The following is a 14,392-nucleotide window of genomic DNA, read 5'->3' on the forward strand; positions in this document are numbered from 1 at the left end:
ATGAATAAAACGGCAAAGCTTATAGACCATACGCTTTTAAAGCCCGGCGCTACAGAGTTTGAAATAAAAACTCTGTGCGCCGAGGCGCTTAAATACGGTTTCGCTTCCGTATGCGTTAACCCTTTTTGGGTTAAGCTTGCGGCTTCTGAACTTGAAGGGAGCGATGTTAAGGTTTGCACTGTAATAGGATTCCCGTTAGGAGCCAACACTACCGAAGCTAAAGTTTTTGAAGCAAAAAACGCGCTTGAAAACGGCGCTCAAGAACTGGACATGGTTATAAATATAGGGGCAGTAAAAAGCGGCCTTTACGAGCTTGCTTACCATGATATAAAGTTAATAAGGGATTTAGGCAAAAACTTTGTTTTAAAAGTTATTTTAGAAACCACTCTTTTAACAGATGCGGAAAAGATAAAAGTTTGCGAACTTTCCGCCTGTGCTGAAGCTGATTTTGTAAAAACATCCACGGGTTTTGCGGGCGGGGGCGCCACGATTGAAGACGTTAAACTTATGAAGGCTAATATTTCATCCGGCATGCAGGTTAAAGCCTCCGGCGGGGTGAGAGATTTGGAAACATTAACAAAAATGGTTGAAGCGGGGGCTTCAAGAATAGGAACAAGTTCTTCAATTAAAATTATAGAAAGCTTATGATAGATATTTGGGAAATTAAAAACAGGGAAGGCGTTATGACGTTGTATTTGCATGGTACTGCGGCGGACGCTAAACTCGCGTATAAAAAACTCCAGCCTTTTGCTAAGGAGCCTATGCTCGCGGACAATCCCCCTTACAATTACCGTATTGACCTGTTAAATAATGACCCTGATATTATTGATAAAATTAAAACCGCGGTTGAGGAAGTTGTTAAGCAAAGTAAAAAAATAACGCCTTTTTTCCCCGCTAATTTAGAGAGCGTTCTCGATCCGGACAATCCTCCTACGATATTTAGAAAAAAGACGGATTTGGAAACTGAAAATTTTAAAGTAAGCAGAGACCCGGATATAAGTTTTAGAGACGAGAGTAACGGGGATCAAATAACCTCCATAGATTTGGGGGACGGCGGCCTTTCCATTGCTCCCGGCGATACTATGATGATGCCTTTAAAAGAAGAATCGGCAGAACCCCAAGACCAGGAAAATAAGTCCGAGCTTCATAGTGATATAAATAATATTTTTGACCTTCCTCCGGGCGGCTCTGAACAGGCCGAAGCCGGCGACGGGCCTTATGATTACCCAAAGGATCCTACTTCGGAATTTGAACATAATTTTGATTTTCCAACCGAATCTGAAAAAGAAGAGTCTGAACATAAAGACAACGGTGCTAATTACAGGGAAGAAGAAATACAGCGTTTGTTGGAAAAAACAATGCCCGGTACAAGACCTTCCGGCAACAGGGCAAAAATAAGCTTGGAAGATATTTTGGCTGCTAAAACCGTTATGGACGTTTACGCTGATTCTGGCGTTACGGCTGAAGCCAAAGAAGGGGCTGAAATAAACAAAGAGAGTGCTAAGGTTGGCGAAATTTTAGAAAATTCGGATAAAACCAGCTTTAATATTTTTGAGCAAAATTTTAAGGAAGATACCTCCGAAAAAGAGAGCGGCGGGGAAGTGATTGACCCTTTTGATATGATAGTAAGCGGCGGCTCTTTAAATGAGAAAAAAGAACCTAAAGAACCTGCCGGGGAAGAATCTCCCGTCCAAGAGGCTGATAGTATGGATGAAGCGGCCCCCGCGACATTGCAAAATGTATCGGCAAAGACGGTTGATTCTAACGAACAAACCATAAAAAACGATTCTAATAAAATAATTTCCAAAACCGTTGAAATTGTTAAAAAAGATAAAAAAAAGAATGTTGATAATGAAAAGACTTTTAACAATATAAAAGCTGAATTTATTCAAGAACAAATCAGCGAACGATTTGAAAATAAAGAGGATGTTTCTTTAAAAGAAACTAAACCCGAAGAAACCGGTGGAAAAGAAGAATGTATTGTGCCCGCGCTTAAGCCTTTAAATATTGCGCAGGCAAAAGACCCGAAACAGACGGCAGGAACGGAACAAGCGTCTCCTCCGCCTGTTATAAACGGCAAACCGGCAGCGCCTCAAGCACCTTTAATACCGCCGGCGCCGAACAGAGAACCTAAAAACAAAACGGAAGAAACCCTTAGCAGAGAGGTAGAAGAAATGGCCAATGAAAAACCTGATCTTATGCCGGATGATTTTAACCTTGAAGAAGATGAGATCCGAAAATTACTTAGTAAAGATCCTTTGCCTGAAACGGATACTGTTGAAGATTTAACGCCGCAACGGGAAGAAACGGAAACGAAAAAGCCTGAAGTAAGCGAGGCTGAAACAAAAAATGGGGAGAATGGTGAAATTAATATGGAAAACCAAGAAAACAGACAAGAGCAGGAATTTAATAAGGAGAGCGCGCCTGTGAAATCTGCGGAAGATACACAGACAAAAACAATGCCTCCCGCGCCTCCGGCGCCGCCCCAAAACCCTTCCATGCCTTCAGTTCCAGTTAAGGCTCCCCTGCCGTCCGTCGCGTCGGAGCAGGCTTCTTTGACCGAGCCTGCCAAAGTACCGCCTCCGCCTGTTGCCGCGGAAGCTGAAAAGACAAGAACGCTTCCCCCGCCCGCGCCTCCTGTGCGAGAGCCTTCTTCGCCTTCTAAAACGCAGCATTCATTTTTTGGAGCCAGAAAGGCGACAACCGAACGTTCTATAGACCATTCCATTGAGTTGGCTGACAGGGAAAAGCATAATTGGCCTTTAGAAGTTCCTTTGGTTCCCACATATACTTTTGACTCAATGGTCATAGGAGCAAACCGTTTCGCCCACGCTACGGCTATTTCAGTTATTGACAATCCCGGCAATTTATACAACCCGCTTGTTTTGCACGGCGCTACGGGAACAGGTAAAACACACTTTTTAAACGCCATAGGGTACGCGTTATCTAAAAAGTACGGGCAGCAAAATATTTTTCTTACAAACGGCGTGCGCTTTTCACGCGGGATACAAAGATATGTTGTTGAAGGCAAAATTAACACTTTTGAAGAATTCGTTAAAAACACAAAAGCTGTTTTGATTGATGATATCCATTTGACGGCGGTTAATGAACAGAACAGGGAATATATTTCTAAGTATCTTAACTATTTTCTGCAGTCAAATAAGCAAATAGTTATTACGTCAAAATACCCGCCGGAAAGCCTGGCTAAGTTAGAAGAACTTATCAACTTTAAACTTGACGCCGGCTGGATAAGCGAACTTAAGGTCGCCACAGGCAGCAACCATACGAGAATAGTAAAAAAGATGCTTTCGGATAATCATATAGATCTTACGGAAGCGGAAAACGAAAAGTTTTTCAGAGGCATGTCTCTTAGTGTTATTTCAAGAACAATTAAACGGGCTAAAGTTTTAAGTCATGTTCTTGAAAGTGAAGGGAAAGAAGTGCCGTCTTATCCTGTTTTGTTTGAAAAGCTTTTGGCTGTGTCAGGTGAGGATGTTGAAAGCGCGATAAGCGTAAAAGACTTTTCACAAATAACGCAAATGCCCAATTTCGGAAGAGGGGAATGGGGCAAGGTGGGTTTCTTTTATCCTTCCGATAACGCTAATATGATGAAGTGGATAGCGTATTCAACCGCCGAACGTGCCAAGGAAATGGGAATTAACGGAAGTTTTGAGCTTGCGCTTAAGTCCTCTTACAATACGTCAAATATAATATCCTCCGCCTTTAAAATCGCCAACATTTGTGATAATAAAAATCTTAAAGGCGCGGTTATTTTGGGGCCGTCCATAGATGTGTGCGACCCTTCAGTGAGGGAAAATTTTTATGATATCCTCACCCATATGCTTGAGATTATGCTTATACGTTGCGGCGTAATTAATTTTGAAAAAATTAAAGCGCCCAGCACATATGTCAAAGTTATAGCGGAGTTACTTAAATGATGAAAAAATTAACAGTTTTGGCGATAGCGGCATTGCTGCTTGCCGCCTGCGGCGGTTTGGACAGCGCGGTTAAGAAGGGGGAAATCGCGCCTACATTTACCGATACTAAAGTTGACGGTAAATATTTATGGGTGCGCGGTTTTGGCGCGGCTAACCCCGCTCACACGACTTCCGCCCAAAAACGTATTATGAGCCGCGAGGCGGCCATAGCCCAAGGATACCAAAGAGCGGCCGAACATATTTACGGCACTGGCGTATACGCCCAAATGTCCGTTAAAGACGCCGTTATGCAGGATTCTTCAATAGATAACACTATTAAAGGTTTGGTTTTGGGTATGGGAATTTACAAAACCGAGTATATGAATGACGACGCGGCCACCGTTATAATGAGGCTTTCTTTAAGCAAACTTAAAGCGGTTAATATAGAGGTGAAATAATGAAAAAACTTTTATCCTTGTTTACGGTTTTTGCCGTGGTTGCGCTTTGTTCCTGCAGCGCAATACAAATAGGTCCTAAAGGCGAAGGAGAATATGTAGTTTCCGAAAGTCTGGTTCCTTATAACGAAGTAGACATGGCTTCAATGAAAAAAGAAGGTATTTTAGAAGCGCAGAAGAAGGCTGTTGAAATGGTGGCGGGCGTATTTGTTTCTGCCAGCACTACCGTAGATCACAGCCAGGTTGTGCAAAATGAAATTATTTCCAAATCCAACGGATTTATAAGGAAATATCATGTAATGCAAGATTACAGAAAAGGCGATTTTTGGTATACAAAAATCAAAGCCATGGTTCTTGTAACGGAAATAAGCGACGTTATAAAAAAATCGGAAGAATCTTCTTTAGTTAAAAAAACAAATATCATGATTTCATCAAGGGAGCTTATTAACGACGAAGTTTCCTTAAACCAGGACTGCAAACAGGCTATTTATAAAACGTTAAGAAACGCGCCTTATTATCTTATGAACGGCGATAACTTAAGCCAAAACAATATTGACGACCCTACCGGTTTAATGGATAAAGCCCGTTACAACGGCGCCAGATTTATTTTTATAGCCGATGTAAATGCCGCCCCTTTAAATGTTTTAGGCTCGGTAATAACGCCTTTTAAAACATATAGGGCCAGCGTTAATATGCGTGTTTACTCAACCAAAAATTACGGAATTGTGGCAACGGCTTCAAGCCAGCAAAGCGGTTTAGATCCTATTGAATCAATAGCCGCCCAAAAAGCTATTTCCGCCGCTTGTGAACAGGCCGCCAAAGAAATTATGGATCCTTTGCAATCGGCAGTTAATTCCGCCAAAGAATACTCTTTAAGAGTTACCGACGTTAATAGTATTGAACGTTTAAAAACCCTGCAGGATATTTTAAGGGATTTAAGGGAAATTGAGGACTTTAACTTAGTTAAATATAACAATTCAAACGCCGATTTCGTTATACACGCCAACATAAAAACGTCCGATGAGTTGGCCGCCAAAATTATACGCCAGTACAGCGCTAATTTTAATGTTAACGGCGTAACCACAAAAGCGATAGTTTTAAAACTTATGTAATTTATGATTTCAAAAGTGCTTACGGCGGGAGTTAGAGGTGTTGACGGGTTTGCCATTGAAGTAGAGGCAGACATCGCCGCGGGCATGCCTACTATGGCTGTTGTAGGCCTTCCAGATACGGAAGTTAAAGAAGCTAAAGACCGTGTTGTGGCGGCTTTAAGAAACTCGGGTTTTGATTTCCCGTCAAAAAGAATAACGGTTAATTTAAGCCCAGCCGAAGTAAAAAAATCAGGCACGGGGTTTGACTTGCCTATAGCTCTTTCAATCTTGGCGGCTTCGGGGCAGCTAAGTAAAAAAGCTTTAGAAAAGTTAAAAGACCATATTTTTATAGGCGAACTTGGTTTAGATGGCAGTTTGCGTTCTTGCGCGGGCGTTTTGCCCATGCTTGGCGCGGCAGGTAAAAAAACGGCGGTAATCCCGCCTGCTAATTCGGGTGAAGCCGCTTTGGCGCAAATACTCGCAATAGCTCCTTTAAATTTAAAAGAACTTGCCGAATATTTAGACGGCGTTACTGATTTAGCGCAGATTGGCAAAATTGAATTTAAATCTGAAGAGTTTGAATATTTTTTAGATTTTAATGAAGTAAAAAGCCAGCCGCTTGCCAAACGCGCCTTAGAAATCGCGGCCGCGGGCGGACATAATATTTTAATGATAGGTTTGCCCGGCACCGGTAAAAGCATGCTGGCAAAAAGGTTTCCGTCCATACTTCCTTCTTTAACTCATGAGGAAGCATTGGAAATAACTAAAATTTATTCCGTGGCAAACATGCTCGGTAAAGATAAATTTGCCTATAGCAGGCCGTTTAGGGACCCGCACCACACAATTTCGGACGTGGCTTTAGCAGGCGGCGGCGCGACTCCCAAACCTGGGGAAATTTCCCTTTCGCACAACGGCATTTTATTTTTAGATGAATTTGCGGAATTCGGACGCGCCGCTTTAGAAGTTTTAAGAGAGCCTATGGAAACAGGTTCCGTTTCTATAGCAAGAGCAAGGGAAAGCGTTTCTTTTCCCGCCAGATTTACTTTAATAGCGGCTATGAACCCGTGCCCTTGCGGCAATCACGGACATCCGCACAAACAGTGTACGTGTACGCCTGTTATGATTAACAGGTACCGTTCAAAAATATCGGGGCCTCTTTTAGACAGGATTGATTTAACCGTTAATTTAAACCCTGTTGAATTTAAAGATTGGGAAAAAAAGGCTGAAGGAGAAAACTCTAAAGAAATAAGGGCGCGCGTAACCAAGGCCAGGGAAATACAAAAAGAACGTTTTAAAAACTCAAAAACAAAAGTAAACGCTTTTATGACGACGGCAGAAATAAAGAAATTTTGCCCTTTGCCCGAAGGCGGCGGGCCGGTGCTTGAAGCGGCTATGAGAAAATTGGGCTTAAGCGCCAGAAGTTTAGATAAGATTTTAAAAACGGCGCGCACCATTGCCGATTTGGAAGGAAGTAAAGATATTTCAAAGCTTCATATTATGGAAGTTTTACAGTACAGACCGCTTGACAGAAAAGGCGTGGCCGACGTATGATAACAGATTCGGAAAGACTTGCCAGAATAAAATTAAACGCTTTTACCTATTTGCGTACGGATTGGGCCATGCGCATGATAGAAGTTTTTGGCAGCGCGGAAATGATTTTAAAAACTTCAGCTAAGGATTTGGCGGCGCAGGGCGGAATGTCGGAAGATACTGCCGCCAATTTACTTAAAGAAGCGCACGCGCTTGACGCTGAGAAGGAAGCGGAACTTACAAATAAAGCGGGCGGCAAAATTTTGCTTTTGGAAGATTATGAGTATCCCCAAAGTTTAAAAGATATTAAGGACCCGCCTTTTGTTTTATATGTGCGCGGAACATTAGAAGCGCGCGGCCCTAAAGTGGCAATGGTGGGCACAAGGCTTATAACGCCTTACGGAAGGAGATGCGCTAAAAAATTTGCCACGGAAATCGCGCAGGCGGGATGCGTTGTAGTAAGCGGTTTGGCCCGCGGAGTTGACAGTGTATGCCAGCAGGCGGTGGTTGATATTAATAAACCCACCTGGGCTGTTGTGGGCACTGGAATAGGGCGTTGTTACCCGGCTGAAAATAAAGCTTTGGCAAACGCTGTTTTAGAAAACGGCGGCGCCATAATTTCGGAACTATCTTTTAATAAACCGCCGAACGCTTTTCATTTTCCCAGGCGCAACAGAATAATTTCTGCCCTTTCAAGCGTGGTGGTTATTATAGAAGGTAAAGTGCGCTCAGGCGCTTTGATTACGGCAAAACTGGCCGCTGAGCAGGGTAAAGATATTTTAGCGGTGCCCGGCTCTATAGAAAGCGAACAGAGCGGCGGCCCCAATATGTTAATTAAAGACGGCGCGCACGCCTTGCTTGAAACGCGCGATATTATAGACCTTATTCCTTTTGAGGAGCGCTTTGGCCTTAATGAGGAAGTTTTTGAAAAAGATTCGGTTCAAAAAGAAATACTTGATTTAACTGAAACGGAAAAACAATTTTTAGAAGTTATCGGCCCCGGTGAACATACGATCGATGATATTGTTGAAGCTTTGGCAACGGATGTTCCTTCGGCCGCGGCGGTATTATTTGAAATGGAGATTAAAGGCGTTTTAATGTGCAAAGACGGCAAATACAGCCGTAACAATTTTTAAACAAAAAAAGGAAGATAAAGAAAATGGCAACCAAGAAAACAACAACAAAAAAAACGGAGTCTCTTTCTAAAGGTAAAAACCTTGTTATAGTCGAGTCACCTACAAAACAAAAAACAATAAGCAAAATTTTAGGGGCCGATTATGTTGTAAAAAGTTCCTTCGGGCATGTTAGGGATTTGCCTTCCAAAGAAATAGGCGTTGACGAAAAAAACGGTTTTAAACCCAAATATGTTCCTGTGGAAAAAGCTAAAAAAATGGTTTCCGAGCTTGAAAAACTTGCTAAAGGTTCCGAATATGTTTACTTGGCCACTGACCCTGACCGCGAAGGAGAAGCTATTGCCTGGCATTTGGTTGAACTTTTAAAAATACCTGTTGAAAAAATACGCCGTATTTTCTTTCATGAAATTACGCCCGCGGCTGTTAAAGCCAGTTTTGACCATGCCAGAAATATTAATAAAGATTTGGTTGACGCACAGCAGGCAAGGCGCGTACTTGACCGTTTGGTTGGGTACAAACTTTCGCCGCTTCTTTGGAAGAAAATTACGGGCGGTCTTTCCGCGGGCAGAGTGCAAAGCGTAGCGGTAAGGCTTCTTGCCGAGCGTGCCAAAGAAATAGAAAATTTTAGGGAAGAAGAATATTATTCTTTAACCTCCGAGCTTGAAAAGCAAGGTGAAACGCCCAAATTTAACGCGCGCATGCTTAAATGGAGGGGCAAAAATACTGAAATTATTACAACATACCATTTGTTCGCCGAAGACTATAAAGTAAAAACAACAGTCTTTAAAAAACCTGAGGATCTTGCCCCTGTTAATTCTTTATTAAGACAAGGGCCCTTAACGGTAAGTAAAATTGAAAAAAAAGAAGTAAAACAAAAAGCCAAACCACCTTTTATAACCAGCTCTTTACAGCAGGAAGCGTATAATAAAATAGGTTTCCCTTCACAAAAAACTATGATGACGGCGCAAAGCCTTTATGAAGGCGTTGAGATAGCGGGTGAAGTTGTAGGTTTAATTACGTATATGAGAACAGACTCTTTTAACGTATCAAAAGATTTGCAATCCCAAACCAAAAAGTTTATAGCCGGCAAATACGGGGATGATTTTGTCCCCCCAACTCCAAATTTTTTTAAAAGCAAAGTAAAAGGCGCTCAGGAAGCGCACGAGTCTATTCACCCGACTGATGTTTATAAAACGCCAGCTAGTATAAAAGATTATTTGAGCGCGGACCAGTACAAACTTTACGAACTTATTTGGTTAAGGTTTATTGCCAGCCAAATGGCGGACGCTGTTTTTAACACAGTATCTGTCGACATAACGGCAGGCAAAGCTGAAGAATGCGTTTTAAGAGCAACGGGCCGCACAGTTAAATTCCCGGGCTTTTTATCCGTTTATAAAGAAGACGATTCGGAAGAAGAGGACGAAGGCTCAGCCTTGCTTCCTAATCTTACGGAAGGCGATGATTTAAACCTTATTGACATTGTAACCAAATCACATAAAACAGCCCCGCCGCCGAACTATAATGAGGCGAGCTTGATTAAAACGCTTGAAAAGCACGGTATCGGGCGTCCTTCCACTTACGCTCCTACAATTAAAACTATTTTGGACAGGAAATATATTATCCGCCAGCCGAAAACCAACAAACTGATTGTGACTGATTTGGGCGTAACGGTGACAGACCAGTTAAAAGACTTTTTTAAAGATATTATGGACCTTTCTTATACTGCGGGCATTGAAGAAAAACTCGACGATATAGCAGAAGGCGATAATGACTGGGTTAAAGTTATAGGCGATTTTTATGAAGGTTTTAAAAAAGATTTAGCTACGGCAGATAAAGACATGCAGCGCGCCGCGCCCAAACCTTCCGATGAAAAATGCCCATTATGCGGCAGCCCCATGGTAATAAGAAGAAGCAGATTCGGCGAATACCTGGCCTGCTCCACCTATCCGGAATGTAAGGGTAAAATTAATTTAACTTCTTCAGGCGAAAAATTGGCGCCTGAAGTAACCGAGGAAAAATGTGAAAAATGCGGTAGCCCCATGGTTATACGTTCGGGGCGCAGGGGTAAGTTTATGGCTTGCAGTGCGTTTCCTAAATGCAAAAACACATTTTCTATTGATGCGAGCGGCAATAAGGTAGCTTCCTCCGGCCCTATTGAAACAAAAATTAAATGTGAAAAATGCGGCAAACCTATGCTGCTTCGCGCAAGCAAACGCGGCGAATTTTTAGGCTGCAGCGGTTACCCTAAATGTAAAACAATAGTATCTGTTTCACCTGAGGAAATCGCCAAAATAAAAAAAGAGCACGAAGCAGAAAATAAATAATGGAAAGTAACGCAAGCCTTATAAATAAGTTTATTTTAAGTTTGCAGAGTAAAAATTTTTCCCGGCATACTCTGCGGGCTTACACTGCGGACTTAAAAGATGTTGAAAATTATATGGCTGAGCATAATTTAACGGCGGCTGAATTTTTTACTCACACAAAGCTTCGCGGCTACCTGGGAGTAACAAGTGAAGGCGATTATAAAAAAAACACTGTTCTTCGTAAAATTTCGGTAATGCGCAGTTTCGCCAAATATTTATTAAAACATGAGGTTATAAAAAATAACCCTTTTAAACTTTTGCCGCTGCCTAAAAGAGAAAAACTTTTGCCAAAATTTTTAACGCAGGAAGAAACGGACAGGCTTATTGACACGGCTGCAAACCAGGGCAAATTGCCCGCAAGGGACAAAGCTTTGTTTGAGCTTATTTATTCAAGCGGTTTAAGAAGAAGCGAAGTTACCGGCCTTAGCATAAAGGATATAGATTTAAATTTAGGCGTTGTGCGCGTTATGGGCAAAGGCTCTAAAGAGCGTCTTGTGCCTATAACTGATTTGGCTATTGAAGCATTAAAAGAATATCTGTCCACGCGCGGCGTTTATAACAGCGGGGATCCTTTATTTTTAAACAGACTTGGCGGGCGTTTAACCGGTGACGGACTTGCTTACTTAGTTAAAAATATTACTATAAAAGCTAATTTGGCAAGAAAGGTAACCGCGCACAGCTTAAGGCATTCTTTCGCGACCCATATGTTAAATAACGGCTGTGATTTAAGAAGCTTACAGGAAATGCTTGGGCATAAAAGCCTGTCGGCCACGCAGGTTTATACGCATGTGTCTTTGGACAGGCTTAAAAAAATTTACGGGCAAACCCATCCGAGATCTAAGGAGTAGGTATGATAGGAATAGGCATTGATGTCGGCGGAACTTTTGTAAAATTTTTCGCGTTAAACGAACAAGGAAAAGAAATTAAATATCATAAACTTGAAACGGACATGAGTAAAGGCCCGGCTTTTTTTATTAAGCAAATAGCGGATTTTATTAATGTTTGGAAAAAGGAATTTAAAGAAGAAATTTGCATAGGCCTTGGCCTTCCGGGCGACGTTGATAATAAAAAAGGCGTTTTAAGATTCGGCACAAATTTAAAATTTAAAAATAAAAACATAAAAAAAATTGAGTTTGGCGCGGGTATTAAAAAACTTACGGGGATTGAACCTGTTACCGCTAACGACGCCACTATTGCCGCTTGGGGCATTTATGAGCTTATTTTAAAAAAGAAATATGCTAACGTGCTGGTTATAACCATGGGTACGGGGATAGGCGGCGGCGTTATTGTTAACGGCAATTTGTACCAGGGCTCGCATGGGTCCGCGGGCGAAATAGGGCATATAAAAATTTCTTTAGATCCGAAAGCGCCCTTATGCGGATGCGGCGCCAGAGGTTGCCTTGAGGCTTACGCTGGCACAATTGCCATACACAGGCTGGTAAATGAGGAAGTAAAAAAACATCCTTCAAGCTTACTCGCTAAAATGGCGGCTAAAGATAAAAAATTTAAAATAGCCTTGGTATCCGAAGCAGCCGCGAAAGGCTGTAATAGCGCAAAAAGAGTTTGGGAAAAAGTAGGTTTAAGTATAGGCGCGGGCATAGCAAACGCGGGGCTTATACTTGATTTTGACGTAGTGGTCTTAGCAGGCGGAGTTTCGGGTGCGGCAAAATATTTTATGCCCGCCTTAAAGAAAAGGTTGTCTTTGGAAAAAATTATTACCCCTTTTAAAAATTTAAAAATATATACCTCCCAGTTGCCTGAGATAGGCGGCATAGGCGCGGCTTTATATGCAATAAACAGAAATAAGAATGCGAACTAGAAACATTACTTTATTTATCACATTTCTATTATGCTCTTTTATTTTGAAAGCGCAGGATTATGAAATGCCGGTTCCTTCGGGCGATACTTACATATATTTTAATGCTGATGAACTTGATTATGACGGCAATACCAGAACAGCAGGATTACTAGGGGATGTTAATGTAACCGCAGTGAACTCAGATTTTGATGAAACACGCATATATTCCGAAAATTTATATATAAATCAGGCCGAGCAAAAAGTTTATAATGAAGGCGAGGTTAGAGTAGAGCAGGACGGTGGAGAATTAAGAGGGGAAAATCTTTTTTACGATTACCAAAACAGTCATTTGACTCTTCAAAATATTTCGGCCGAATATCCTCCGATAAGGCTTTTACACGCTGACAGCGCGGAATTTAAAAACGGAAGGCAGCGGTACAGAGGCGCGCAGGTAACCTGCTGTGACCAGGAAGATCCCCATTATCATTTAAAAGCCGGCAGCGTTACAATGACTCCCGAAAAAAGAGTTTATGTTACTAACGCGTTATTATATTTAAGCGATGTTCCTGTTTTTTATCTGCCGTTTTTTTGGCGTTCTTTAGATTCAAAAAAACCTTTTACTACCTACGTTGATTTTACGCAAAGCGCAAGAACGGGTTACGGTCTTTTAACAAGCACTGTCTTCTTTCCTACAAGAAATTTAAGAACAACCGTTAATCTTGACGGTTACACAAAAGCGGGTTTTGGTTACGGCGTACAGCTTCTTGTTCAAAATACGGATAAAGTAATTGGTAATTTGGAAGCCTACGCCATTGATGACCAAAAGGAAGAAGATTACCGCTGGGGCGTAAGCGGCGGTTTTTGGGCTCAGTTGTTTGACAATTCTGACCACTTAAACAGAGATGACGGCGGCGCCATGTATACAATGCAGTCACAGTTTAGAAGTGTGTCCGACCCGTATTTTAACGACACTTATTTCCGTTCCAACCCGTTTAAATTTATGCCTGACCAGGATATAAATGTGGCTTTTTCCAGGCAGAGCAGAAGGTCTATTACACGCATAAGCTATTCCCAAAAAGATGAATATAATTATGTTACCGAAGAGTATGAAATAGTTGAAAAAATTCTTCCTAAATTTGAATATCATCTTATGCCGTTTACCCTTCCTTTGGGCATAGTAAACCGTTTTAACGCTAATGTTTATAATACCGAAGTAAGAGACGAAGGTTTTAAACAAACCGCGGGGGCTTTTTGGCACAGCAGCAGGTCTTTTAATTTAAACAGAACTTTTACCCTTTTGCCGTACGTGTCGCTTGATGAAAGAGTGATTTTCAGAGATAAAGATAATAATGAAGACGCATATGTAACCCGTTTAGGTTCCGGCGTTAATTTAAGAGCGGAGCTGCTTACCGGATCTTTAGATATATCCTATGATTATTTAAAAAGATTTTCCACCGGCACTCTAAATACTGACAATGTTTCCGATGATATGGGGGAAGAGCTTAACAGAATCTATATACAAAACCATTACCGTCCGTCGCAATGGCTATATTTCAGGCTTGGCACGGGGTATGACTTGCGGGAAACACAAGACAATTGGAGCTTTGATAACAGAATGCTGCCTATTCTTGCCGAACTGGGCGTTAACACAATGAACGGAGACCTTAATTTGTTCGCGCAGAATCTTTATGACGTTAAAGAAGGACAGGAAGCGTTTGTTTTACAAAGTGATTTTAGAATGTTTAAAAAAAGCCGTATGGTTTTTGGCATGAACAATTATTCTTTAGACCAAAACAGCTATCTTTTTAACACTAAATTTTGGTTCAGGCCCGAAAATATTACCTGGTACTTTGACGTAGGCGTTGATTTTGAGATAAGGCAAGGTTCTTTAAACGCGTATTCAAGAAGTTTTAAAGTTTACAAAGATTTTCATGACGCGCATATGGAATTTGGCGTTGAGGACAGAAACAACAACCTTTCTTTTGCTTTTAGGATAGCTGTGCTTTGCGGAAAAAAACACAGGGACGACACCTTCAGTAAGGAAGACCGTTACTGGTCCCCCTGGCGTAATCCCGGCGATTTAAGATAATAAAAAACCCGCTTTC

At 41.6% G+C, this 14,392-nt stretch carries 10 protein-coding genes; all 10 read left to right on the plus strand.

Features of this window, described 5'->3' with window-relative positions:
• Genes deoC through lptC form a run of 10 tightly spaced genes read left to right on the plus strand, consistent with a single transcriptional unit; the run spans position 1 to position 14,376 of the window.
• Entirely contained in the window at positions 1–648 is a 648-nt protein-coding gene (gene deoC / locus EMIN_RS00780) for a deoxyribose-phosphate aldolase (protein ID WP_012414332.1), read from the plus strand.
• Positions 645–3,938 (plus strand): DnaA ATPase domain-containing protein, encoded by a 3,294-nt coding sequence (locus EMIN_RS00785; RefSeq protein WP_012414333.1) that lies wholly within the window; start codon positions 645–647, stop codon positions 3,936–3,938. Before deoC ends, EMIN_RS00785 begins: the two co-directional genes overlap by 4 nt.
• Positions 3,935–4,375, plus strand: a complete 441-nt coding sequence (locus EMIN_RS00790; protein WP_012414334.1) for an LPP20 family lipoprotein — start codon at positions 3,935–3,937, stop codon at positions 4,373–4,375. The genes EMIN_RS00785 and EMIN_RS00790 overlap by 4 nt, the downstream gene beginning before the upstream one ends.
• Positions 4,375–5,484 carry a hypothetical protein gene (locus EMIN_RS00795; protein ID WP_012414335.1) on the plus strand — a complete coding sequence of 370 codons (1,110 nt, stop codon included), beginning with the start codon at positions 4,375–4,377 and terminating at the stop codon, positions 5,482–5,484. Before EMIN_RS00790 ends, EMIN_RS00795 begins: the two co-directional genes overlap by 1 nt.
• 3 nt (positions 5,485–5,487) lie before the next feature.
• Positions 5,488–7,014 (plus strand): YifB family Mg chelatase-like AAA ATPase, encoded by a 1,527-nt coding sequence (locus EMIN_RS00800; RefSeq protein ID WP_012414336.1) that lies wholly within the window; start codon positions 5,488–5,490, stop codon positions 7,012–7,014.
• Positions 7,011–8,129, plus strand: a complete 1,119-nt coding sequence (gene dprA, locus EMIN_RS00805) for a DNA-processing protein DprA (RefSeq protein WP_012414337.1) — start codon at positions 7,011–7,013, stop codon at positions 8,127–8,129. The genes EMIN_RS00800 and dprA overlap by 4 nt, the downstream gene beginning before the upstream one ends.
• 23 nt (positions 8,130–8,152) lie before the next feature.
• Positions 8,153–10,450, plus strand: coding sequence for a type I DNA topoisomerase (topA, locus tag EMIN_RS00810; RefSeq protein ID WP_012414338.1), 2,298 nt, complete (start codon positions 8,153–8,155; stop codon positions 10,448–10,450).
• The gene (xerA, locus tag EMIN_RS00815; RefSeq protein WP_012414339.1) at positions 10,450–11,337 is read left to right on the plus strand and encodes a site-specific tyrosine recombinase/integron integrase; all 888 of its coding nucleotides are present in this window, start codon (positions 10,450–10,452) and stop codon (positions 11,335–11,337) included. Before topA ends, xerA begins: the two co-directional genes overlap by 1 nt.
• A gap of 2 nt (positions 11,338–11,339) precedes the next feature.
• A complete protein-coding gene (locus EMIN_RS00820; protein ID WP_012414340.1) occupies positions 11,340–12,308 on the plus strand; it encodes an ROK family protein in 969 nt (322 codons plus the stop codon).
• Positions 12,298–14,376 carry an LPS export ABC transporter periplasmic protein LptC gene (gene lptC / locus EMIN_RS00825; RefSeq protein ID WP_083759816.1) on the plus strand — a complete coding sequence of 693 codons (2,079 nt, stop codon included), beginning with the start codon at positions 12,298–12,300 and terminating at the stop codon, positions 14,374–14,376. The genes EMIN_RS00820 and lptC overlap by 11 nt, the downstream gene beginning before the upstream one ends.
• Positions 14,377–14,392: the final 16 nt, after the last annotated feature.

Origin of the sequence: Elusimicrobium minutum Pei191, assembly GCF_000020145.1 — a bacterium.
In the GTDB taxonomy this organism is placed as follows: domain Bacteria; phylum Elusimicrobiota; class Elusimicrobia; order Elusimicrobiales; family Elusimicrobiaceae; genus Elusimicrobium; species Elusimicrobium minutum.